Annotated in this window: 20 protein-coding genes; 6 read left to right on the top strand and 14 right to left on the bottom strand. The window is 66.0% G+C overall.

Features of this window, described 5'->3' with window-relative positions; translation table 11 throughout:
- The first annotated feature begins 171 nt into the window (after positions 1–171).
- The gene (locus H8B03_RS10470) at positions 172–918 is read left to right on the top strand and encodes a DUF4167 domain-containing protein (protein ID WP_193141696.1); all 747 of its coding nucleotides are present in this window, start codon (positions 172–174) and stop codon (positions 916–918) included.
- An 89-nt stretch (positions 919–1,007) separates the two neighbouring features.
- On the opposite strand, the gene rsmA is transcribed toward H8B03_RS10470, so the two are convergent.
- From rsmA to lptF, 6 genes are read right to left on the bottom strand one after another with little or no spacing between them, the layout of a single operon-like run.
- Complete coding sequence (gene rsmA, locus H8B03_RS10465; RefSeq protein ID WP_193141695.1) at positions 1,008–1,850, bottom strand: 16S rRNA (adenine(1518)-N(6)/adenine(1519)-N(6))-dimethyltransferase RsmA; 843 nt, start codon at positions 1,848–1,850, stop codon at positions 1,008–1,010.
- Positions 1,847–2,824 (bottom strand): 4-hydroxythreonine-4-phosphate dehydrogenase PdxA, encoded by a 978-nt coding sequence (pdxA, locus tag H8B03_RS10460; RefSeq protein ID WP_226925853.1) that lies wholly within the window; start codon positions 2,822–2,824, stop codon positions 1,847–1,849. Before pdxA ends, rsmA begins: the two co-directional genes overlap by 4 nt.
- Positions 2,824–4,020: a peptidylprolyl isomerase gene (locus H8B03_RS10455; protein ID WP_193141694.1), complete on the bottom strand. Its 1,197-nt coding sequence runs from the start codon at positions 4,018–4,020 to the stop codon at positions 2,824–2,826. The genes pdxA and H8B03_RS10455 overlap by 1 nt, the downstream gene beginning before the upstream one ends.
- A gap of 13 nt (positions 4,021–4,033) precedes the next feature.
- A complete protein-coding gene (locus H8B03_RS10450; RefSeq protein WP_193141693.1) occupies positions 4,034–6,199 on the bottom strand; it encodes an LPS-assembly protein LptD in 2,166 nt (721 codons plus the stop codon).
- A 5-nt stretch (positions 6,200–6,204) separates the two neighbouring features.
- A complete protein-coding gene (lptG, locus tag H8B03_RS10445; protein ID WP_193141692.1) occupies positions 6,205–7,299 on the bottom strand; it encodes an LPS export ABC transporter permease LptG in 1,095 nt (364 codons plus the stop codon).
- Positions 7,296–8,420, bottom strand: a complete 1,125-nt coding sequence (gene lptF / locus H8B03_RS10440) for an LPS export ABC transporter permease LptF (protein WP_193141691.1) — start codon at positions 8,418–8,420, stop codon at positions 7,296–7,298. The genes lptG and lptF overlap by 4 nt, the downstream gene beginning before the upstream one ends.
- A 125-nt stretch (positions 8,421–8,545) precedes the next feature.
- Here lptF and H8B03_RS10435 point away from each other — a divergent pair, with 125 nt between their 5' ends.
- A complete protein-coding gene (locus H8B03_RS10435) occupies positions 8,546–10,015 on the top strand; it encodes a leucyl aminopeptidase (RefSeq protein ID WP_193141690.1) in 1,470 nt (489 codons plus the stop codon).
- The gene (locus tag H8B03_RS10430) at positions 10,015–10,467 is read left to right on the top strand and encodes a DNA polymerase III subunit chi (protein WP_193141689.1); all 453 of its coding nucleotides are present in this window, start codon (positions 10,015–10,017) and stop codon (positions 10,465–10,467) included. Before H8B03_RS10435 ends, H8B03_RS10430 begins: the two co-directional genes overlap by 1 nt.
- A gap of 19 nt (positions 10,468–10,486) precedes the next feature.
- Here the strand turns inward: H8B03_RS10430 and H8B03_RS10425 are convergent, their stop codons facing one another.
- The 4 genes from H8B03_RS10425 to H8B03_RS10410 are packed head-to-tail and all read right to left on the bottom strand — an operon-like array spanning position 10,487 to position 14,602.
- Complete coding sequence (locus tag H8B03_RS10425) at positions 10,487–11,068, bottom strand: TIGR02281 family clan AA aspartic protease (RefSeq protein WP_193141688.1); 582 nt, start codon at positions 11,066–11,068, stop codon at positions 10,487–10,489.
- Positions 11,069–11,116: 48 nt separating this feature from the next.
- Positions 11,117–11,740, bottom strand: a complete 624-nt coding sequence (locus tag H8B03_RS10420) for a MarC family protein (protein WP_193141687.1) — start codon at positions 11,738–11,740, stop codon at positions 11,117–11,119.
- A gap of 39 nt (positions 11,741–11,779) precedes the next feature.
- Positions 11,780–13,642, bottom strand: coding sequence for an ABC-F family ATP-binding cassette domain-containing protein (locus tag H8B03_RS10415; RefSeq protein ID WP_193141686.1), 1,863 nt, complete (start codon positions 13,640–13,642; stop codon positions 11,780–11,782).
- 42 nt (positions 13,643–13,684) lie between these two features.
- Positions 13,685–14,602: a LysR family transcriptional regulator gene (locus H8B03_RS10410; RefSeq protein WP_193141685.1), complete on the bottom strand. Its 918-nt coding sequence runs from the start codon at positions 14,600–14,602 to the stop codon at positions 13,685–13,687.
- Between the two features lie 256 nt (positions 14,603–14,858).
- On the opposite strand from H8B03_RS10410, the gene ndk reads away from it, so the two are divergent.
- Positions 14,859–15,281, top strand: coding sequence for a nucleoside-diphosphate kinase (gene ndk, locus H8B03_RS10405; RefSeq protein ID WP_193141684.1), 423 nt, complete (start codon positions 14,859–14,861; stop codon positions 15,279–15,281).
- Here ndk and H8B03_RS10400 read toward each other — a convergent pair.
- The 4 genes from H8B03_RS10400 to fabA form a co-directional block, all read right to left on the bottom strand.
- Complete coding sequence (locus H8B03_RS10400) at positions 15,248–15,625, bottom strand: TfoX/Sxy family DNA transformation protein (RefSeq protein WP_193141683.1); 378 nt, start codon at positions 15,623–15,625, stop codon at positions 15,248–15,250. The genes ndk and H8B03_RS10400 overlap by 34 nt on opposite strands.
- Positions 15,626–16,486: 861 nt before the next feature.
- Positions 16,487–17,275 (bottom strand): enoyl-ACP reductase, encoded by a 789-nt coding sequence (locus H8B03_RS10395; protein WP_193141682.1) that lies wholly within the window; start codon positions 17,273–17,275, stop codon positions 16,487–16,489.
- Between the two features lie 7 nt (positions 17,276–17,282).
- Entirely contained in the window at positions 17,283–18,509 is a 1,227-nt protein-coding gene (gene fabB, locus H8B03_RS10390; protein ID WP_193141681.1) for a beta-ketoacyl-ACP synthase I, read from the bottom strand.
- Positions 18,510–18,544: 35 nt separating this feature from the next.
- Positions 18,545–19,057 carry a bifunctional 3-hydroxydecanoyl-ACP dehydratase/trans-2-decenoyl-ACP isomerase gene (gene fabA, locus H8B03_RS10385; RefSeq protein WP_193141680.1) on the bottom strand — a complete coding sequence of 171 codons (513 nt, stop codon included), beginning with the start codon at positions 19,055–19,057 and terminating at the stop codon, positions 18,545–18,547.
- Between the two features lie 149 nt (positions 19,058–19,206).
- Between fabA and irrA the strand changes: the two genes are divergently transcribed.
- Positions 19,207–19,644 carry an iron response transcriptional regulator IrrA gene (gene irrA, locus H8B03_RS10380; RefSeq protein ID WP_193141679.1) on the top strand — a complete coding sequence of 146 codons (438 nt, stop codon included), beginning with the start codon at positions 19,207–19,209 and terminating at the stop codon, positions 19,642–19,644.
- 48 nt (positions 19,645–19,692) lie between these two features.
- Positions 19,693–20,286 carry a hypothetical protein gene (locus H8B03_RS10375; RefSeq protein ID WP_193141678.1) on the top strand — a complete coding sequence of 198 codons (594 nt, stop codon included), beginning with the start codon at positions 19,693–19,695 and terminating at the stop codon, positions 20,284–20,286.
- The last annotated feature ends 59 nt before the right edge of the window (positions 20,287–20,345 follow it).

Raw genomic sequence — 20,345 nt, 5'->3', positions numbered from 1 at the left:
TTGCTTGTCTTGCCCCGCCGTGCATGGTTTACACCGAGAAGTCGGATGCTTGGAGCGCCAACGAAGGCTGTTCCCCCGACGCTAAGCCGTAAAATAGACAGCGCTGTATCGAGACCGGGCAGAATTGCCTCGCCGCGCTGAAGGCAGAAACTAAGGCCGAGAAAACTACGTATGAGATCTTCCAAGTCACGATCGCGGTCGAAGTCGAACCGCAACCGGTCGTCGGTCGGCAATATTGTCAATCGCGTTTTCGACAGCTCTGGCCCCGAGGGCAAGGTCCGTGGCACGCCGCAACAGATCATCGAGAAATACAACCAGCTGGCCCGCGACGCGCAGTTGAGCAACGATCGCGTGGCCACCGAGAACTTCCAGCAGCACGCCGAGCATTATACCCGCCTTGTGGGCGAGGCGCAGCGCGAAGCCGATGCCAAGCGCGAGCAGCAGGAACAGCAGAACCGTGATCGCCAGCGCGACCGGGACGAGCCGCGCCAGAATCAGCAGCCCGCGCAGGGCGACAATCGTGGCGACGACACCGGCGACAGGTCGCGGGACGCTGCCGCGCAGGACAACAACAGCAACAATACCAATACCAACAATACCAACAGCGACAACGTCGCCGTCGCACCCGAGCCGCAGAAGACCACCAGCAACGATGTGCTGGATCTGGCGCCCGCCGACAGCCAGGACAGCGGCCTGGTGGAGACGCCCGAAAGCGCTCCGGCCAAGCCCAAGCCGAAGCCCCGCCGCGCCCGCAAGCCCAAGGCCAAGGATCCCAAAGACGCCGCCCCCGGCGACGCCGTCGCCCCCGAGTCCGCCGCCAGTGATGCCGCGCCCAACGATGGTGCTGCAACCGACGCGGACAACGGCAATTCAGCCCCCGCCGCCGCGACCGAAGAGCCGCCGAAAGCCGCCGAATAGGCCCGCGATCGCCGCGAACTTGCCACAACGTTTTCAAGGCCATGCAGTCCGCTGCGTGGCCTTTTGCATGTGCGTAGGGCGTGGGGACTCTAGCTGCCGTCCAACTGCCGGGCCAGCGCGCAGAACCCTTCCAGCGAGATTTCCTCGGCCCGTGCGGTGGGGTCCAGTCCGGCAGCGCGCAGCTGATCTTCGATATCCGGGGCCATCCCCTTGAGGGCCGCGCGCAGCATCTTGCGGCGCTGGTTGAAGGCCGTGGCCACCACATGCGACAGGGTCTTTGGGTTGGCCTCGAACCGCGGCGCGTCCAGACGGGTCAGATGCACCACCGCCGAGCTGACCTTGGGCGGCGGCGTGAAGGCCTGCGGCGGCAGGTCCAGCACGATTTTCGCATCGCAGCGCCATTGCGCCAGCAAGGCCAGCCGCCCGTAGGTTTTCGAGCCGGGCTTGGCCACGATTCGCTGCGCCACCTCGCGCTGGAACATCAGGGTCAGGCTTTCCCAGAAAGGCGGCCAGCTGTCCGGGGTCAGCCAGCGCACCAGTAACTCGGTGCCGACGTTATAGGGCAGGTTGGCGGCGACCCGCACCGGGCCGGTCAGATGGCCCGACAGGTCCACCTCCAGCGCGTCACCCTCGATGATCTCCAACCGGCCGGGGTAGGCATCGGCAATCTCCTGCAAGGCGAGCAGGCAACGGCGATCCTTCTCGACGGCGACGACCTTGCGCGCGCCTTCGGCCAGAAGGCCCCGCGTCAGTCCTCCGGGGCCGGGGCCGATCTCCAGCACGTCACAGCCAGTCAGATCACCGGCCTTGCGGGCGATCTTGGCGGTCAGGTTCAGATCCAGCAGGAAGTTCTGGCCCAGCGACTTGCGCGCGCTCAACCCGTGGTTTGCGATGACCTCGCGCAGGGGCGGCAGGGTGTCGATGGCGCTCATGCGGTGGCCTGGGCACGGAAGCGGGCCATGCGGTCGGCCTGGATCAGCGCCTCGATCAGGCTGGTGGGATCGGCCTGCCCCTGACCGGCGATGTCAAAGGCGGTGCCATGGTCGGGCGAGGTGCGGATGAACGGCAGCCCGAGCGTGATGTTGACGCCGGTGTCGAAACCGATGGTCTTGATCGGGATCAGCGCCTGATCGTGGTACATGGCCACCGCCACGTCATAGTTCCGCCGCGCGGCCGCATGGAACATCGTGTCGGCCGAGGCCGGACCCTTCAGATCCAGCCCCTCGGCGCGCAGCGCCTCCAGCACCGGCGAGATGATCGTGATTTCTTCGTGACCCATGGCCCCGCCTTCGCCCGCATGGGGGTTCAGCCCGGCCACGGCGATGCGCGGTGCCTGGATGCCAAAGTCGCTTTGCAGGGCGCGATGGGTCAGGCGCAGGGTGTCGCGCAACAGGTCCGCGGTCAGGGTGCGGGGCACGTCGCCAAGGGCGATGTGGATGGTGGTGGGAACCACCCGCAGCCCCTCGCAGGCCAGCATCATGACGACCCGTTCCACCCCGGCCAGCGCGGCCAGGTATTCGGTATGGCCGGGATAGGCGAACCCGGCGCCATCCTTCAGCGCCTTCTTGTGGATCGGTGCGGTGCACAGCGCCGCCGCACTGCCACGCTGCACCAGGTCGACGCCGCGCGCGATCACCTCGATCACCTGCGCCGCGTTGGCGGGCGAGGGCACGCCGGGATGGGCATGTTCGGGAAAGCGATGGGTCAGCACCGGCAGCGCGCGCTTGCAGGCGGTGAGGGCCTCCATCGGATCGGCGATCTCGGTCACCGGCGTGCCCGAGGGCAGATGCCGGGGATCGCCGATGTAGAAGAACGGCAACCGGGTGCGCAGGGCATCCCAGGCCTTGGCGGCGATCTCGGGGCCGACCCCCGCCGGTTCTCCGCAGGTCAGCGCCACCGGCAGCATTATCGCACGATCTCGATGAACGCGTCGGCGCGCAGCTCTTCAAGGTAGCTTTCGCCATAGCTGTCCAGGCGCCGCGCCAGCAGTTGCACCTGCACGTCCTCGCGGCTCAGGTCCTCGTTCGGAATGCCGGTGCGGGCACAGAGCATCACGATGCCGCTGCCCAGCGGCGCCATTTCGCCCTCGTCCAGAATATCCAGCGTACGGGTGATGTCGCCCGGAACCTTGGCGCGCGCTTCGGTGGTGCGTTGCAACTGCTCGGGCGGGCCGTTGAAGTACACCCCGTACAAATCTTCGCAACGATCGACCTCGGGCCGGATCCGGGCGATCTCGGCGGTCGGGCTGGTGCCGAGGGGCAGGGCGACCCGGATGAAATCCAGTGTCACATTGCCAGTCAGCGACGGCCGCGCGTCCTGCAGCGCGCGGAACTGGAACAGCACCAGTCCGCCATTGGTCATCAGCGGTTCGGTCACCTCACCGGGTTGCATGGACAGAAACAGCGGCGCGATCTGCGGCGGCAGTTCCGACAGTGGCCGCCAGGGCATCTCGCCGCCATTGACCCGCGACGGCGACACCGAATACTGCCGCGCCGCGTTCGAGAACTGCGAAAAGCTGGTCATCTTCTGGAAGGCCTCGGCGCGCACTTCGTTGATCTCGGCCACCTGAGGGTTCATCGGCAGCACGATCTCGGCCAGCTTGACCTGGGTCGAGCGATCCCCGGTGCCAAGCGCCATGGCGCGGTCGACTTCTTCCTCGGTCGGGCGGGCGCGGCTGGCGAACCGTTCACGCACCACGTCGCCCCAGGCCAGCAGGGCGCGCACATAGTCGCGGAAGGTCTGCTCCTGAATGCCCACATCGGCAATCGCGGCGACGAATTCTTCCTTGCTGACATTAGCGCGGCCCGCAAAATTCTCCATCGCGAATTCCAGCTCGTCGGTGGTCGGCAGAATCCCGGCGGTGGCGGCGGCGTCCAGCTTCAGACGATCCTCGATCAGCGACTCCAGCGCGACCTCGCGATCCGCGGCCAGAATGCTGAGAACGTTCAGGAACAACTCGCGCTGCTCGACCTCGAACCGGGTCACCACGCCATCGTTGACCCGCGCCACCGTGTCGAACGGCGATTGCGCCGCGGCCGCGACGGGCGCGAGGGCAAGGGAAGCAGCCAGGATCGATCGGCGCAGCAGGGGCAGGATGGCCATGGGTCTGTGGTCCTCAACTGGTGCAGCGGCGGCGGCGCGCAGCGGTCTCGTTGCTGCCGAACCCGGGCAGGCTGACGGACAGGCCGTAGCTGAGCGTGGGTTCGACATCTGTGGTTGCTCTAAATCTGCGGCGGGCGAAAAGATCAACCCTGACGCATTCGTTTTCATAGGCCAGGCCAAGCTCGGCAAAGTTTGTCCGTTTCGCGGTATAGTCCCGCCGGATGACCAGTTCGCTCGACCATCTTTCGTTGATCTGGTAGTCGAGATTGGCGGCGATTTCGTTCAGATCCTTGGTCTGGTCGCTGCTGCGATCTTCGCGCTGCCAGATGTAGCTGGAACTGAGATCAAGGTCGCCATAGGCCAACGACAGCCGGGTTTGCGACAGCGCCGGTTCAAAGTCGTTGTCCAGCAGCGTCAGGGTGCGCAGCGCCAGGTTGTTCGCAAAATCGATGTCCACTTGCGCCAGCCAGTCCGAGCGTGGCCCGCTCAGCCCCGATCCGTCGGGGAAGATGTCCCAGTCGTCATAGCGATAGATACGCCCGCCGGTCAGTGCCAGCGTCAGGCCTTCGGTGGACTGGCGGCTCCAGCGCAGGGCCAGGTTGACCCGGCCGCCGTCCTCGTAACGATCCAGCCCCGGAAAGCGGTTCAGGCGGAACAGGTTGCCCGTGTCCAGCGTCACCGCCCGGCTGTCGTCGTTGGGCGACCTGATCTGGCCCGCATCGGACCAGGCGAACTGGGCGACCGGTTCCAGCATGTAGGACACGCCGTCATTGGTCGGGCTGATCATCGGCCACGACAGGGTCACGGCGGCTTCGGGGATCAGCGCGGTCTGAAAGGTGGGGTAGCGATCGTCGTTGGTGATCTGCTTGGCCTCGGCGTTGAGCCGGGTGCGCGCCTGCATCCGCAACCCGTTCCACCCGGTCCAATCCCGCGCCCAGTCGACCCGGCCGCGCAACTGCGCCATGTCGCGGCCGATGATGTTCTGATCTGAATCACGCACGTGAAAATGGCCGATCAGATCCGAGTCCAGCCACCCACCGAAGGATGCGGGCTGATAGCGGCGGTTCCAACGCAGATCGCCCGAAAGCACGGGTTCGTATTCATCCTCGTTGGTCGTGTCGGCGCGCAGCGACTGGTAGTGGGTGATATTGGCCCAGATCCGCTCGTCCTCGCGGGTGCGCAGCAGCGAGATAGCGCTGTCCAGGCGGTCCTTCGCGGAATAGCCGTAGTCGCGCAAATAGGGGTCGTCCGACGTCGTCTCAAGATCGAAATTCAGCGAGAAGTCATAGGGCACCCGGAACGCCCCGTTGACGAACAGATAGCCACGGGTCTCTCCCGGCTCGATGGAATCCTGCGAAACCGCACCTTCGACGGTGATGTTCCCCTTGGCAAACGCCTGCCGGTACCGCGCCTCCAGCGTCGTGGTATGGTCGGTGGCGACATAGGGTGTCAGCTTCAGGTCGGAATGCTCGTTGATGACATAGAAATACGGCAGCTTGATGCCGTTGCCGAATTCCGTCGTCGAATAGAACGACGGGGTCAGGAAGCCCGACACCCGGTCTTCGGTGCCATCGGGCACGCGCAGGGTGGGCAGGTAGAACACCGGCACGCCCCAGATGCGAAAGCGCGCGTGATAGAAGTAGATCTGTTTCAGTTCTTCATCATGGACGACACGCTTGGCACGGATTTCCCACAGCGGGGCGCGGCCATCCTCGCAGGTTTCGCAGCTTGAGGCCGCCACCTGCCGCAGATCGGAATAGCGGCCCTGGCGACGGGCCATTTCCGCACCGGTGATCTGCAATTGCCGGTCCAGGATCAGGCGCACGCCACTAAGCAGGCCGGTTTCCAGATCGGCTTGCAGTTCGGCCTGATCGGCCAGAAGGATGGTGCCGTCGGGATCGATGATGGTGATCGGACCGGAGACGAAAATCCGATCCTTGGCCCGGTCATAGCGCAGGCTGTCGGCGCGCAACTGGGTGTCGCCGTGGAAGATCTCGACGTTGCCGGTGGCCACCAGCACATCCTCGCCTTCGATCCGCACCAGGTCGGCGGCCAGCGCGGTCAGTACCGGGGCCTCCGCTGCGTCCTGCTGCGCCCAGGCAGGCGCGGCCAGCACCAGACCGGTCAGGGTCACGACCAGCAGGGTCAGCAGGGCAGGTAGAAGGGGGCGTCGCGACACGATGCTCAACCGTCCTCGAAATGCAGCAATGTGGCCAGCGCCATGCAGATGGCGGCGGCGGGTGGGGCCCAGATGGCCACCATTACCGGCAACTGTCCACTGTCGCCCATGACCTGCGCCAGATTGCCGACGAAATGGACCCCGAAGCCACACAGCACCGCGGCCAGGACCATCAGCCCGGTGCGACCGAAACGCGTGTGGCGCAAGGTGAACATGGCCCCCACCAGAACCATCGCCAGAAAGCTGATCGGTTTGGACAGTTCCGCCTGGAACCACACCCGGTGCGACCGTGCCGAGAACCCGGCGGAGTCCAGCCGGGCGATGAATTCGGGCAATTCCCAGATCGGGATCGCCGAGGGGGTGCCGAAGCTGTCGCGGATCTGGTTGCGGGTCAGATCGGTAGGCACCGTGGTCGCCTGGATGATCTGGGCCCTGGCCTCGGGATTGCCCTCGGTGTCGAAATCCCAGCGCTTGGCCTGCATCAGCACCCACGCGCCATTGCCCAGTTCCGCCGAGGCCGCGTCGATCCGGTACAGCGGCCGATCCTCGCCGTCGAAGCTGAAGAAGGACACGCCAAACAGCTTGGTGCCGTCCATGTTGGCGCTTTCGGCATGGATGGCGACCTGTTCGCCGGGGCGGCCCTGGCGCAGCCACAGGCCTTCGCGGCTGACCGAGACGACCCGTTCCGAGCCGCGGATGCGGTTCTCGGTTTCGTTGTATTCCTTTGAAATCGTGGCCACCACCGGGTTGCCGATGGCCACCACCACGCAGCCCAGCAGCATCGCCGCCAGTGCCGGGGCCACAAGGCTGCGGATCGCCGAGCGCCCGGTGGCGCGGGTGATGACCAGTTCCGACGTGCGCGCCAGCGAGATGAACATGGTCACAGCCGTCAGCAGCACGATCAGCGACAGGATCTGGTACAGCACCTCGGGCAGATGCAGCAGCGCCATATAGGCCAGCATCCCGAAACTGACCTCGCCGGTGTCGAAGCGGCGGATATGCTCCAGCAGTTCCACCAGCCACATGAACAGGGTGAACCCGCCCAGGATCACCGCGAAGGTGGTCAGGAACTTGCGGGCGAAATACAGGTGCAGGATCATGCGCGCCCCCGCCGTCGCAGCCGTGCGCCCAGGGTGCTGTCGGCCACTGCCAGCAGCAGCAGGCACAGCGCCGCCGCCATCAGGCAGGGCACATAGACCAGCGGCCATTTCGACGGATCGGTCTTGGCCACGTCGATGGCGGCATTGTCCACCAGCTTGACCAGCACCACCAGCACGATGGCAAAGGCCACCTGCCGCCACAGGCCGAAGCGGCTGAAGCCGCCCAGCATCAGGGCCGCGAAGCCCACCACGGCGGCGGTGGCCGACAGCAGCGCCTGGGTGATCCGCAGATGCGCCTCGCGTTGCAGGTAGGCGGCGCTGCGGCGGGTCCGTTCCTCGATCTCGGGGGTGGGGTTCAGCAGGGTCAGGGTCGACAGTTGCCGCTGATCCAGCCGCCGCTGCGCAGGGGTGGTGGCCAGATCGCCGATGGCGACGGTGAAATCGTCGAACACCGTGGTGGCCAGCCGTCCGGTGCTGTGGGTCAGGGTCTGGGCCATGCCGTCGAACATTACCAGCCGTGGTCCGTCTTCGTGCCGGACCAGCAGGGCCTGATGAGCGCTGTAGGTGGTCTCGCGCACCGGCTCGCGGCGATCGGTGACCAGCAGCCCCTCCAGCGTGCCATCCTGCGAGATGTCGCGGACATAGACGGTGACGCCGCGTGTCGGGCTCTGGAAGGTGCCGGGCACCAGCAGCCTCGACGAGATCGCATCGGCCAACTGGGCCTCCAGACGGTTCAGCTCGCGGGCGGCGGCGGGCACCACCAGATGCGCCAGCAGGGACATCAGCAGCAGCACGATCACCCCGAACATCGCAAACGGCCGCACCAGCCGGAAGGCGGAATAGCCGGTCGCCTGCACCACCACCAACTCGCTGTCCGCATGCAGACGGTTGGTGGTATAGGCGGCGGCCACGAAGCCCGCCACCGGCAGCACGATCAGCATGATGCCGGGCACGCTGAGCAGCGTCAGTTGCAGCACAAGCCCGCCGCCCTGGCCTTCGGCCAGATAGCGGTCCAGCAGGATCACCGCGCGGTTGACCCAATAGATCCCGACCAGCACCAGTGCAAAGAAGCCGAAGACCCGCATCAGCTGGGACAGGATATACCGGTCGAAACGCCCCACTCACCACCCTTTCCGTGTTCGTGACCCCGGTCTTAACCGATCCCGCCGCAATGGAAAACTGGTCTCTGGCCATCGCGGCGCGGCACGATTACTGAAAAGGGGCAGACAACGCTGGAGATTGCCCCATGACCACCCCCGTCGCCATCCGGTTCGAAGAGCTTGATCTGGACAGGATCGCCCAGGCCGAAGGCCGTGTCGTCGTTCTGGTGGGCGCCGAGGCCAAACTGGATCCGGCCGCGCGCCGGGTCAACAAGCTGACCCGCGGGGCCTTGCTGCGCGCGGTGGAAAGTGCGGGCTTTGCCGATCTGAAGGCCGGGCAGGCGTTGGAGATGGGCTTTCCCGCCAATATGGCCGCCACGGCGGTGCAGGTGATCAAGCTGGACCGCAAGGCCGATGCGCTGTCGGTGCGCAAGGCCGGGGCCACCATTGCCGGGGCCAAGGATGGCAAGCCGCTGCTGGTGCTGGCCGGCGCTCATCCGCGCGCCGCAGATCTGTCCTTCGGGCTGGCGCTGCGCACCTATGCCTTCACCGATCACAAGTCCGAGGCCGCGCCGGTCGAAGGCGGGGTTTCGGTGATGGTCACACGCCCCGAGGCTGTGGCCGCCGCCGCCCGCGACATGGCCGCCCGCGCCGAGGGCGTGTTCTTCACCCGCGACCTGATCAACGCGCCCGCCAACATCCTGACCACCGACGATTTCGCCGCCCGCCTTGCCGCCATGCAGGAGATCGGGCTGGACGTGGAGATTCTGGAAGAACCCGAGCTGGAAAAGCTGGGGATGCGCACCCTGCTGGCGGTGGGGCAGGGCTCGGAAAGCCCGTCCAAGGTGGTGGTGATGCGCTGGAACGGCGGTGCCGAGGGCGAACCGCCGCTGGCGCTGGTCGGCAAAGGCGTGGTCTTCGACACCGGCGGCATCAGCATCAAGCCTGCCGGCGGTATGGAAGAGATGACCGCCGACATGGGCGGCGCGGGCGTCGTGGCGGGTGTGATGCGCACCCTGGCCCTGCGCAAGGCGCGCGCCAATGTGGTGGGTCTGGTCGGGCTGGTCGAGAACATGCCCGACGGCAAGGCCATCCGTCCCGGCGATGTCATCACCTCGATGAAGGGCGACACGGTCGAAGTCATCAACACCGATGCCGAGGGGCGGCTCGTTCTGGCCGATGTGCTGTGGTACGCGCAGCAGCGGTTCGAGCCGCGCGGCGTGATTGATCTGGCCACCCTGACCGGGGCGGTCATCATCGGGCTGGGCCATGCCAGGGCTGGGGTGTTTGCCAATGACGACGCGCTGGCGGGCGCCTTCCTGAAAGCCGCCGAGGCCGAGGGCGAGGGCGCCTGGCGGATGCCGCTGGACCCGGCCTATGACAAGCAGCTGAAATCCCAGATCGCCGACATGAAGAACGTCGGCGGCCGTCCGGCGGGATCGATCACCGCCGCGCAGTTCCTGCAACGGTTCATCAAGGACGGCACGCCTTGGGTGCATCTGGACATTGCCGGGGTCGCACGCACCCCCGAGGCCACCGCCTTTGCCCCCAAGGGTGCCAGCGGCTGGGGCGTTCTGGCGCTGGACCGGCTGGTGCAGGACATGCTGGAAGACTGATGGGCGTCGTGCGCTTCTACCACCTGACCAAAAGCCCGGTCGAAAACGCGCTGGCCCGTCTGCTGGAACGCGCCATCGGCGCCGGGCTGCGGGTCGAGGTGCGCGGGCGCAGCGCCGAAAAGCTCGACTGGCTGGATCAGAAGCTCTGGCTGGGAGATGAGGCCGCCTTTCTGCCGCATGGCATCGCGGGCGGGCCGCAGGACGATCTGCAACCGGTGCTGCTGACCCTGTCCGAAACCCTATCGCCCACCACCCGCTGCCTGATGAGCATCGAGGGCGCCCCGGTAGGGGAGGGGGAGGCCGCCGTGCTGGATCGGGCGTTTATCCTGTTCGATGGCGGCGATGCCGATGCGCTTGGCCATGCTCGTGGACAATGGAAGGCGCTGACCGCCGCCGGGGCCGAGGCCGAATACTGGAGCGAGGAAAGCGGCCGCTGGGAACGCAAGCGCTGAGCGCGCGGGCAGGGGGCCGTCAGCGGGTCAGCACCATGCGGTCGCCGTTGATGGTGATCTGCTCGAACCGCGACAGATAGGACATGCCCAGAAGCGAGCCCGGCATCTCGCCCCGGCTGACCTGTGCGGGCACCTTGGTTTCCACCTGTCCGGCCAATTCGACCCGGTCCAGCCAGACCCGCGCGGTTTCGATCTGGCCGTTGGCGGTGCGGGCGCGCCCCAGGAAGGCCAGCTTGCCGGTGTCGATCCCGACCTTCTCGGCATCCTCAAGGCTCAGCACGATCTCGGTGGCGCCGGTGTCCACCAGGAAGTTGACCGGCGCGCCGTTGATCTTCAGCGCCATGTGGAAATGCCCGTCGCGTAGCCGGTTCAGGGTGATGGTCTCGCCCTCGGCCTGTACGCTTTGCTGCAGGGCGCTGCCCTGCCGGATGTCCTGCCACAGCCCGGCCCCCACGGCGATGCCCAGAAAAATCAGCCCCCAAAGCACCGCGTGCCGGGTCATCTGTCCCAGGTTGCGCCGGTTCGCCACCAGCACATAGCTGCCCACCAGCAACCCCAGAAGAATGAGATAGATCAGCGATCCGATCTGGTCAGAACCCATATGCGCCTCCAAGCCTGCCTTTTCAGATAGGTACTGCCGGGGCCGAAGTCACGTCAGGCTCAGCACCCCGAGGTCGCGCAGCCCGTCCAGCACGAATTGCACCGCCAGTGCGGCCAGCAGCATCCCCAGCAGGCGGGTGACCACCAGAATGCCGGTGCGGCCCAGGATATGCTCGATCACACCCGAGATCAGGAACAGCAGCAGCACCAGCCCGATGACGGCGGCCAGCACCAGATGAACCTCGAGAATGCCCAGCCAGCCCGGTGTGCCGCTGCCGGTCAGCAGGACCATCGCCGCCATCGAGCCGGGCCCGGCAATCAGCGGCGTGGCCAGCGGAAACACCGACGGATCGTGATCGGCATCGGTGGTGCGTCCCTCGCGACGTTCGGTCCGGCGTTCGAACAGCATGTCCACGGCAATCAGGAACAGCATCAGCCCGCCCGAGATCCGGAAGGCGGCCAGTGAAATGCCCAGCCCTTCCAGCACCGCGTTGCCGAACAGGCCGAAGATCGTCAGCACCACGAAGGCGATGGCGCAGGCGCGGAAAGCGATGCTGCGGCGGCGCGCCTTGTCCATGCCACTGGTCAGCGCCAGAAACAGGGGCGACATGCCGATCGGGTCGATGACCAGAAACAGCGTCACGAAAGTACTGAGCGCAAAGGCAAGATCCATCCGGTCCTCCGGCGTTGTGGCAAGGCTGGGCGCGCCGGGTCAGCCTCCGGCCTTTTCCAGTTTGTCCTGTGCATCCAGCCACAGGCTTTCGGCGCGGTCCAGCGCCTCCATCACCTCGGCGTATTTCTTTTGCCAGACCTCGGCTTCGTTGATGCGCGGCGCGTCGTACAGTTCCGGGTCGGCCAGCTTGCCGGCCAGCCGGTCACGCATCGCGTTCAGCTTGCCCAGACGCTCCTCGCATTTGCGGACCTCGGCCCGCAACGCAAGGATGCGGTCGCGCGACGGTTTCTTCGGCGCCGGTTTCGCTGCCGCAGCGGCCCTGGCCCTGGACTCGGGCTTGGGTTCGCCCGCCAGCAGCATCTTGCGATAGGCTTCCAGGTCGTCCTCATAGGGCGTCACGCGGCCATCCTTGACCAGCCACAGGCGATCGGCCACCAGACTGAGCAGATGCATGTCATGGCTGACAAGGATCACCGCGCCGGAATAGGCGGCCAGCGCTTCGACCAGCGCCTCGCGGCTTTCCATGTCCAGGTGGTTGGTCGGTTCGTCGAGGATCAGCATATGCGGCGCATCCAGCGTCGCCAGCAGCAGCGATAGCCGCGCCTTCTGACCGCCCGACAGCCGGGCGACCGCCGTGTCGGCCTGATCCGCGCCCAGCCCGAACCCCGCCAGTTGTGCCCGCAGCTTCGCCGGCGGGCTGCCGGGACGCTCGCGGCGCAGGTGGTCCAGCGGGGTTTCGTCGATCTCCAGCTCGTCCAGCTGGTGTTGCGCGAAATAGCCGATGCGCAGCTTCGACGCCCGCACGATGCGCCCCGACATGGCCGGCAGGCGGTCCGACAGCAGCTTGGCCAGCGTCGACTTGCCCTGACCGTTCTTGCCCAGCAGCGCGATGCGATCATCCTGGTCGATGCGCAGCGACAGTTTGCGCAGCACCGGTGTGTCGCCATAGCCGACCTCGGTGCCTTCCATGTTGATGATCGGCGGCGACAGTTCTTCGGGGGCGGGGAAGGAGAACGCCCGGCTTTTGGCTTCCTCGGGCGAGGCGATGGGCGTCATCTTCTCCAGCATCTTGACCCGGCTTTGCGCCTGTTTGGCCTTGCTGGCCTTGGCCTTGAAGCGATCCACGAAGGCTTGCAGATGGGCGCGCCGTGCGTCCTGTTTCTTGGATTGGGCCGCCAGCACCGCGCGCTGTTCGGCGCGCTGGCGCACGAACTGGTCATAGGGACCCTGGTAGAAGGTCAGCTTGCGGTTTTCCAGGTGCAGGATCGCGCCCACGGCCCGGTTCAGCAGCCCGCGGTCGTGGCTGATGATGATGACCGAATGGGGATAACGCGCCAGATAGCTTTCCAGCCAGACCGCGCCTTCCAGGTCCAGATAGTTGGTCGGTTCGTCCAGCAGCAACAGGTCGGGTTGGGAGAACAGCACCGCCGCCAGCGCCACCCGCATCCGCCAGCCGCCCGAAAAGGCCGAACACGGCATCCGCTGTTCGGCATCGTCAAAGCCCAACCCCTTGAGGATGGCCGAGGCGCGGCCTTCGGCTGACCAGGCGTCGATATCGGCCAGCCGGGTCTGGATGTCGGCGATGCGGGTCGGATCGCTGGCGGTCTCGGCCTCGGCCAGCAGGGCGGCGCGCTCGGTATCGGCGGCCAGCACCGTGTCCAGCAGCGAGGTTTCGGAAGACGGCACCTCTTGGGCGACGCCGCCGATGCGGGCGCGCTCGGGCAGGCTGATGCGCCCGCCTTCCAGCACCAGTTCGCCGCGGATCAGTCGGAACAGCGTGGTCTTGCCGGTGCCGTTCCGGCCGACAAGGCCAACCTTGTGGCCAGTGGGTATGACGGCGCTGGCCCCTTCAAGCAGGGGACGGCCTTCGACGGAATACGAGATATCTTCGATGCGCAACATGAGGGGCGGTTATCACCCCGGACGGCGCGGCAAAAGGGGGGATCAGCCCCAATCCTCGGTTCCGGGCACATGGCGCACCTCGCCCAGGGCATGAGCGACGAAGCCGGGGATGCGGCCGGGCAGGATCTCGGCCTCGGACCACAGCGCGGTCAGCGGTGCCAGATCGAAACGATGATCCGCCAGCACCGGCACCAGTTGGCCGCGATCCAGCGCCGGGGCCAGCGCCCATTCCGGCCCGAACAGCACGCCTTCGCCGCTGCAAGCGGCCTCGACCGCCGTGGACAGGGCACCCAGGCTGAGCGCGCCGTTGCGGCGGACCGAATGGCGGCGCCCGTCACGCCCGGTCAGGCGCAGCTGCGCGGTCATCTCGCTGCGGTGGCGGAACACATGCTGGTGGCCCGCCAGATCGGCGGCCTCGCGCGGGGTGCCGTGGCGCGACAGATAGCCGGGGGCGGCGACCAGCATTTGCCGACATTGGGCCAGTTTCTGTCGCCCCAGCCCCAGCCGCCGCGCCACCGGATCGCAGGTCAGCACCAGATCGGCGCCGGTCTGGTCCGGGGCCGGTGTCGGATCGCCCAGCACCAGGTCGATCTCAAGCCCCGGATGCCGGGCGCGGAACGACAGCAGCCAGGCCGCCACATGGGCACGGCCGAAATCGGCCGGCGCCGCCACCCGCAACAGCCCCTTCAGGCGCTCGGGCTGCCGGGCGATGCCGGCTTCCAGCATGTCGATCTGGGCCAGCAGGCGGCGCAGCGCCTCGTAATACTGCCGGCCGGCCTCGGTCGGTTCGGTCGCCCCGGTGCCGCGTTCCAGCAGGCGCACGCCCAGCCGGGTTTCCAGCCGTGTCAGCCGCCGCGAGACCGAAGAAGCCTCCAGATCCGCCTCCCGCGCAACTGCGCGCAGGGAGCCAAGTTCGATGACCCTCAGAAACAGGCGTTGATCGAGATATCCGCGGGTCATTCTGCCAAACTGTTGCAATTTAAACAACAAACTGCGTCTGACTGCATGATTTTGCAAGAAAATATGCAACACTCGGCGGTTCCGGCGGACTCTGGCCCAAACTCTGCTCCGGCCCGGAATCCGACCGCACAATGAAAGCCCGCCGTCGCCATCACAACAGGTGACTTTTCAACCGCCCGCGCGCGTGTTAGCAGACGCGCGATTTCGTCCGGACACGGCGTCCGGCACGATCCAATCTTCTGAAGGATTTTCCAACATGGCGACCGAACGCACCCTGTCGATCATCAAACCCGATGCCACCAAGCGCAACCTGACCGGCAAGATCAACGCCAAGTTCGAAGACGCGGGCCTGCGCATCGTCGCGCAGAAGCGCATTCACCTGACCAAGGCGCAGGCCGGCCAGTTCTATTCGGTACACGCCGAACGCCCGTTCTATGACGAACTGTGCGAGTTCATGGCCTCCGAGCCGGTGGTCGTGCAGGTGCTGGAAGGGGAAAGCGCCATTGCCAAGAACCGCGAAGTCATGGGCGCCACCAACCCCGCCGATGCCGCCCCCGGCACCATCCGCGCCGAATTCGCGGAATCGGTCGGCGAGAACTCGGTCCACGGTTCCGACGCGCCGGAAACCGCGGCCGAGGAAATCGCCTATTTCTTCTCGGGTCTTGAACTGGTCGGCTGATCGGTCCGCCTGATCACCCCGATTTCGGCAAGGGCCGCGTCCATCCGGGCGTGGCCCTTTTGCTGTGCGGGGGGCGCGCTGGCCGCCGCTTTCAAGGCGTCGAATCGCGCGCGCAGGGCGGTTTTCTCGGCGCCCTGGCAATCGTTCCACGGGCGGCCCTGCAGGCCCATCACCATGGCATAATAGGCAATGAAATGGGGGCGGTGGCCCTGGGCCAGCAGACGGCCATAGGCGGCGTCTGGGCCCAGTTCATGCAGGTCCTCGGCGGACTGGATGCCCACCTTGGCAAAAGCCTCGGCCATGGCCGGACCAAGATTGCGGATCTGGTCAATCGGGGTGGGCATGAGCGCGTCCTTTTACGCAGGGCATAGCCCGGACGCGCCCACAAGGGAAAGGGTCAGATCATGGCCCAGTCGGTGAAGACAAAACCGGGGCGCCGGCTTTCCTGGCCGGGTTTCTGCGCAGGGGTCGGGCGGGTCGGCGCGGCTGTCTTTTTCATGTCGTGTCCTTTCGATCACTCACGGTCACTGAAGCCTCAACGCCGACGACGCGGGGATGTTCCCCGGCCTCGGGTCAGGCCGCGCCTGAGATAAGCAGAGCAGACGCCACTCCAAGGGGCACGGGGCGAAAAAGGTTCAGATTGACGCCCAGTCACGAAATTGAACCGGCGGGTTTTGCACGGGCGCAGAGGGTGCCTGCGAAGTTGTCGGTCGTTGCGGGTCAGGCTGTGTGACGGGCGTTGGCATTGGAACCTTCCTTGATCCTTTTGTCCCATTCAATAATTACAGAGTAATATAATTACAAAATCAATGTCAATTTAGACTAATGGTTACCGTTAAGATTTCCAGTCGGGAAAGCCTCACTGTCATCCAACGGCAACAGGTTGCGCCAAGGCACTGACATCTATGTGTTTTCAGAGGGGGTGTCGAGCGGAGCGTGGCGGTGGACCAGGGAGGAGCAATGGGACATGCCACCTCCGCTTGACAGGACCAGTCTGCCAGATTCGGGGGCGTGCACACAACGCGCTTGCAGCATTGTTCGGGGTCGGCGCGTTCACAATGCCGTAAAACGGGCGTGCACATGCCCATATGATGAAGTTTCAGGCGGTGCCGGTGCCGGGATTTGGCCCGCCCTGAACGTCGGGGCAAGAACGGAAAGACCCGGCGCGATGGCCGGGTCCGGTCTGTGAGCCCTGGTCCGTGGTCCTACAGGTTTTCCGGCTGCGCCATGCCCAGAACGTGGAAGCCGCCATCAACGCGGACGATCTCGCCGGTGGTGCAGGCGCCGTAATCCGACGCCAGGTAGACCGCGGTGCCGCCCACGGCCTCCAGCGTTGCGTTGCCGCGCAGCGGCGCGTTCATCTCGGTGTTGCGATAGGTCTTGCGTGCCCCGCCGATGGCGGCGCCGGCCAGGGTTTTCATCGGGCCGGGCGACACCGCGTTGACGCGAATCCCGTCCGGGCCCAGGTCATTGGCCAGATAGCGCACCGAGCTTTCCAGCGCCGCCTTGGCCACGCCCATCACGTTGTAGAACGGCGTCACCCGGTTCGACCCCTGGTAGGTCAGGGTCAGGATGGTGCCGCCGTCGGTCATCATCGGCTTGGCGCGCCGCGCCAGTTCGATCAGCGAATAGCACGAGATGTTCAGGGAGTTCAGGAAGTTGGCACGCGAGGTGTCGGAAAACCGGCCGTTCAACTCGGCCTTGTCCGAAAACGCCACCGCATGAACCAGGAAATCCAGCCGATCCCAGCGCGCCGACAACTGCTCGAAACAGCGATCCATCGACGCGTCGTCGGTCACATCCACATCGACCAGAAAGTCGGATCCCACCGACTCGGCCAGCGGCGCCACGCGTTTTCCAAAGGCCTCGCCCTGATAGGTGAAAGCCAGTTCCGCGCCCTCGGCGGCCATGGCCCGGGCAATGCCCCAGGCGATGGAACGTTCGTTGGCAACCCCCAGGATGAGGCCGCGCTTTCCGGTCATCAGATCCGCCATGATCGCGTTACCCGTGATATTTGCTCATGATGAGAGTTGCGTTGGTGCCACCGAAACCGAAGCTGTTGGACAGAACCGTGTCCAGGTCGACGTTGTCGCGCCGCTCGGTCACGATCTCTTCGGGTTTCAGGGCAGGGTCCAGTTCGGTCACATTGGCCGAGGCTGCGATGAAGTTGTTCTCCATCATGATCAGGCTGTAGATCGCCTCATGCACGCCGGTCGCGCCCAGCGAATGGCCGGTCAGCGACTTGGTCGAGGCGATGGGCGGGGTGTTGCCTTCGCCAAAGACCCGGCGCACCGCTTCCACCTCGGTCACATCGCCCGCGGGGGTCGAGGTGCCATGGGCGTTGATGTAGTCGATCTTGCGATCGCCGACGGTGGCCAGCGCCTGCCGCATCGACCGTTCGCCGCCCTCGCCGGACGGGGCCACCATGTCGTGGCCATCCGAGGTGGCGCCATAGCCGGTGATCTCGGCATAGATCTTGGCGCCGCGCGCCTTGGCGTGCTCCAGTTCTTCCAGAACCACCATGCCGCCGCCGCCGCCGATGACGAAGCCGTCGCGGGTGGCATCGAAGGGGCGCGAGGCGGTTTCGGGGGTGTCATTGTACTTCGACGACATGGCGCCCATGGCGTCGAACAGGCACGACAGGGTCCAGTCGACTTCCTCGCCGCCGCCGGCAAAGACCACGTCCTGCTTGCCCATCTGGATCAGCTCTGCACCGTTGCCGATGCAATGGGCCGAGGTCGAGCAGGCCGAGGTGATGGAATAGTTCACGCCCTTGATCTTGAACGGCGTCGCCAGGCACGCCGACACGGTGGACGACATGCAGCGGGTGACCATGAACGGCCCCATCCGCTTGGGCGCGCCCTTTTCGATCACGGTCTTGTGGGCCGAGAAGAAGTTCGACGTGGAGGGCCCGCCAGACCCGGCCACCAGGCCGGCGCGCTCGTTGCTGACCTGTTCGTCGGTCAGGCCGCTGTCGGCGATGGCCTGCTGCATCGCCAGAAAGGCATAGGCGGCGGTCGGCCCCATGAAGCGCAGCTGGCGCTTGTCGATGGCTTCGGTCAGGTCGATCTGCGGGATGCCCGCAACCTGGCTGCGGAACCCGTGTTCGGCATAGACCTCTTCTTTGCGGATGCCGGATTTGCCGTGGTACAGGCTGTCCTTGACCTCTTCCACGGTGTTGCCGATGGGCGAGATGATCCCGATCCCGGTGATGACGACGCGGCGCATGGCGGTCTCCTTGTGGTCGGTTGTGGGCGGGTGGCTCAGCCTTCGGCGGCGGCCAGGCCCACTTTCATGTTGGTGACGGCACAGACCAGTTCACCATCGGCCAGAACCCGGCCATCCGCCACACCCATTTTCAGGCGGCGGTCGATGACGCGGGTGAAATCCACCTCATAGGTGACCAGCGTGCGATCGGGACGGATCATGCCCGACAGTTTCACCTCTCCGGCCCCCAGGGCAAAGCCCTGGCCCTGCCAGCCGCGCCAGCCCAGGTTGAAGCCGGTCAACTGCCACAGCCCGTCCAGCATCAGGCAGCCGGGCATCACCGGGTTGCCGGGGAAATGGCAGGGGAAGAACCACAGGTCGTCGGTGATATCCAGCTCGGCGCGGATATGGCCCTTGCCGTGTTCGCCCCGGCCCGCGGACACATCGGTGATGCGGTCCATCATCAACATCGGGGGTTCAGGCAGTTGCGCGTTGCCGGGGCCGAAAAGCTCTCCCCGCGCGCAGGCGATCAGCGCATCCTTGTCAAACGTGGTCGGATAGTCGGCCATGGAAGCCTGCCCCTTCGTCGTTTTTATCGGTTGGTTCCCATTAGCATCTGCTTTCGCCGGGATTCAAGGGCGGCGCGACGGAGCGCCGGCCCCCGCAGGTTTGCGATTTCAATTGAAAATAACTCGCAACGCCCTTTATAAAGGCAGTGATGACACAGACGCCATTTCCCTCGACCACATCCCCGGCTGCACGGGCTTCCGACTGGCTCAAGACCGCCGGGCTGCGCCCGACGCGGCAGCGCCTGATCCTGGCCGACCTTCTGGTCGGCGACGGGCAGGACCGCCATGTGTCCGCCGAAAGCCTGTTTGCCGAGGTTCTGGGCCGGGGCGAGCGTGTGGCGCTGGCCACGGTCTACAACACCCTGCGCGCCTTTTGCGAGGCCGGGCTGCTTCAGGAAATCACCGTCGATGGCTCGAAAAGCTACTTCGACACGCGCACCGACGATCACCCGCATTTCTACTGGGAAGACACCGCCGAACTGACGGATGCCCCCAGCGGAGAGCTGGAGATCACGCGCCTGCCCACGCTGCCCGAAGGGGCGCGTATCGCCAAGGTGGATGTGGTCATCCGTCTGCGGCGCGGCTGACCTTCCCCCCGGTTCTTCGATGATCCATCGCGCGGGGCCGAGCCGCTGATGATGTCCGGCCTTCTGGATGAAATGGTGACGCTGCTGGCGGCGGGGCTGGCGATCACGCTGGGCACCAATCTGGACAATATTGTCGTGCTGACCGCACTTGCCGGCACGCTGGCCGATGGCGCGCGGCAGGGGCGGCGGGCATTGTGGATTGCCGCGGCGCTGGTTCTGGCCGCGGCCTGGGTCCTGTCGCTGCTGGCCGCAGGTCTTCCGGCGCATCATTCCCGCTGGATGGGGCTGGTGCCGCTGGGGCTGGGGCTGTTTGCCGGATGGCGCGCGCTGCGTGGCGGCGCGTCCGCAGACGAGGCGCCGGTTGCGGCGGGCGGCTCCATGGTGGCGCTGTTGCTGGTCAACAGCACCGATACGCTGGCCACGCTGACGCCGCTGCTGGCCGAAACCGCCAGCCCGCTGCGGCTGGCCATCGTCGTGGGCATGGCCATGGGCACGGCGGTTCTGGCGGCGGTGTTGGGCCGGGTTCTGGGCCACGATCGGCTGCGCGCGGCGCTGGAACGGCATGGCGCCTGGCTGGCGCCGCTCATCATGATCTGCGTAGGCCTGTATATCCTTGCCGACACCGGCACCGACCTGGTCTGACCCGCCGGTCATTGCGTCGCAGGCCGGCTTTCGCTACACCGCGCCAATCCCGCATCCCC

Source organism: Meridianimarinicoccus sp. MJW13 (assembly GCF_014901205.1).
Lineage (GTDB): Bacteria > Pseudomonadota > Alphaproteobacteria > Rhodobacterales > Rhodobacteraceae > Meridianimarinicoccus.
Note: the sequence above shows the minus strand (reverse complement) of the source record. Positions and strands in the feature narration are given on the sequence as shown.

Bases quoted from the DNA above. Each gene is read 5' to 3' on its own strand.
- H8B03_RS10470 (WP_193141696.1), top strand. From the start codon at position 172: ATGAGATCTTCCAAGTCACGATCGCGGTCGAAGTCGAACCGCAACCGG.
- rsmA (WP_193141695.1), bottom strand. From the start codon at position 1,850: ATGAGCGCCATCGACACCCTGCCGCCCCTGCGCGAGGTCATCGCAAAC.
- pdxA (WP_226925853.1), bottom strand. From the start codon at position 2,824: ATGCTGCCGGTGGCGCTGACCTGCGGAGAACCGGCGGGGGTCGGCCCC.
- H8B03_RS10455 (WP_193141694.1), bottom strand. From the start codon at position 4,020: ATGGCCATCCTGCCCCTGCTGCGCCGATCGATCCTGGCTGCTTCCCTT.
- lptG (WP_193141692.1), bottom strand. From the start codon at position 7,299: ATGATCCTGCACCTGTATTTCGCCCGCAAGTTCCTGACCACCTTCGCG.
- H8B03_RS10435 (WP_193141690.1), top strand. From the start codon at position 8,546: ATGACCACCCCCGTCGCCATCCGGTTCGAAGAGCTTGATCTGGACAGG.
- H8B03_RS10430 (WP_193141689.1), top strand. From the start codon at position 10,015: ATGGGCGTCGTGCGCTTCTACCACCTGACCAAAAGCCCGGTCGAAAAC.
- H8B03_RS10425 (WP_193141688.1), bottom strand. From the start codon at position 11,068: ATGGGTTCTGACCAGATCGGATCGCTGATCTATCTCATTCTTCTGGGG.
- H8B03_RS10420 (WP_193141687.1), bottom strand. From the start codon at position 11,740: ATGGATCTTGCCTTTGCGCTCAGTACTTTCGTGACGCTGTTTCTGGTC.
- H8B03_RS10415 (WP_193141686.1), bottom strand. From the start codon at position 13,642: ATGTTGCGCATCGAAGATATCTCGTATTCCGTCGAAGGCCGTCCCCTG.
- H8B03_RS10410 (WP_193141685.1), bottom strand. From the start codon at position 14,602: ATGACCCGCGGATATCTCGATCAACGCCTGTTTCTGAGGGTCATCGAA.
- ndk (WP_193141684.1), top strand. From the start codon at position 14,859: ATGGCGACCGAACGCACCCTGTCGATCATCAAACCCGATGCCACCAAG.
- H8B03_RS10400 (WP_193141683.1), bottom strand. From the start codon at position 15,625: ATGCCCACCCCGATTGACCAGATCCGCAATCTTGGTCCGGCCATGGCC.
- H8B03_RS10395 (WP_193141682.1), bottom strand. From the start codon at position 17,275: ATGGCGGATCTGATGACCGGAAAGCGCGGCCTCATCCTGGGGGTTGCC.
- fabB (WP_193141681.1), bottom strand. From the start codon at position 18,509: ATGCGCCGCGTCGTCATCACCGGGATCGGGATCATCTCGCCCATCGGC.
- fabA (WP_193141680.1), bottom strand. From the start codon at position 19,057: ATGGCCGACTATCCGACCACGTTTGACAAGGATGCGCTGATCGCCTGC.
- irrA (WP_193141679.1), top strand. From the start codon at position 19,207: ATGACACAGACGCCATTTCCCTCGACCACATCCCCGGCTGCACGGGCT.
- H8B03_RS10375 (WP_193141678.1), top strand. From the start codon at position 19,693: ATGATGTCCGGCCTTCTGGATGAAATGGTGACGCTGCTGGCGGCGGGG.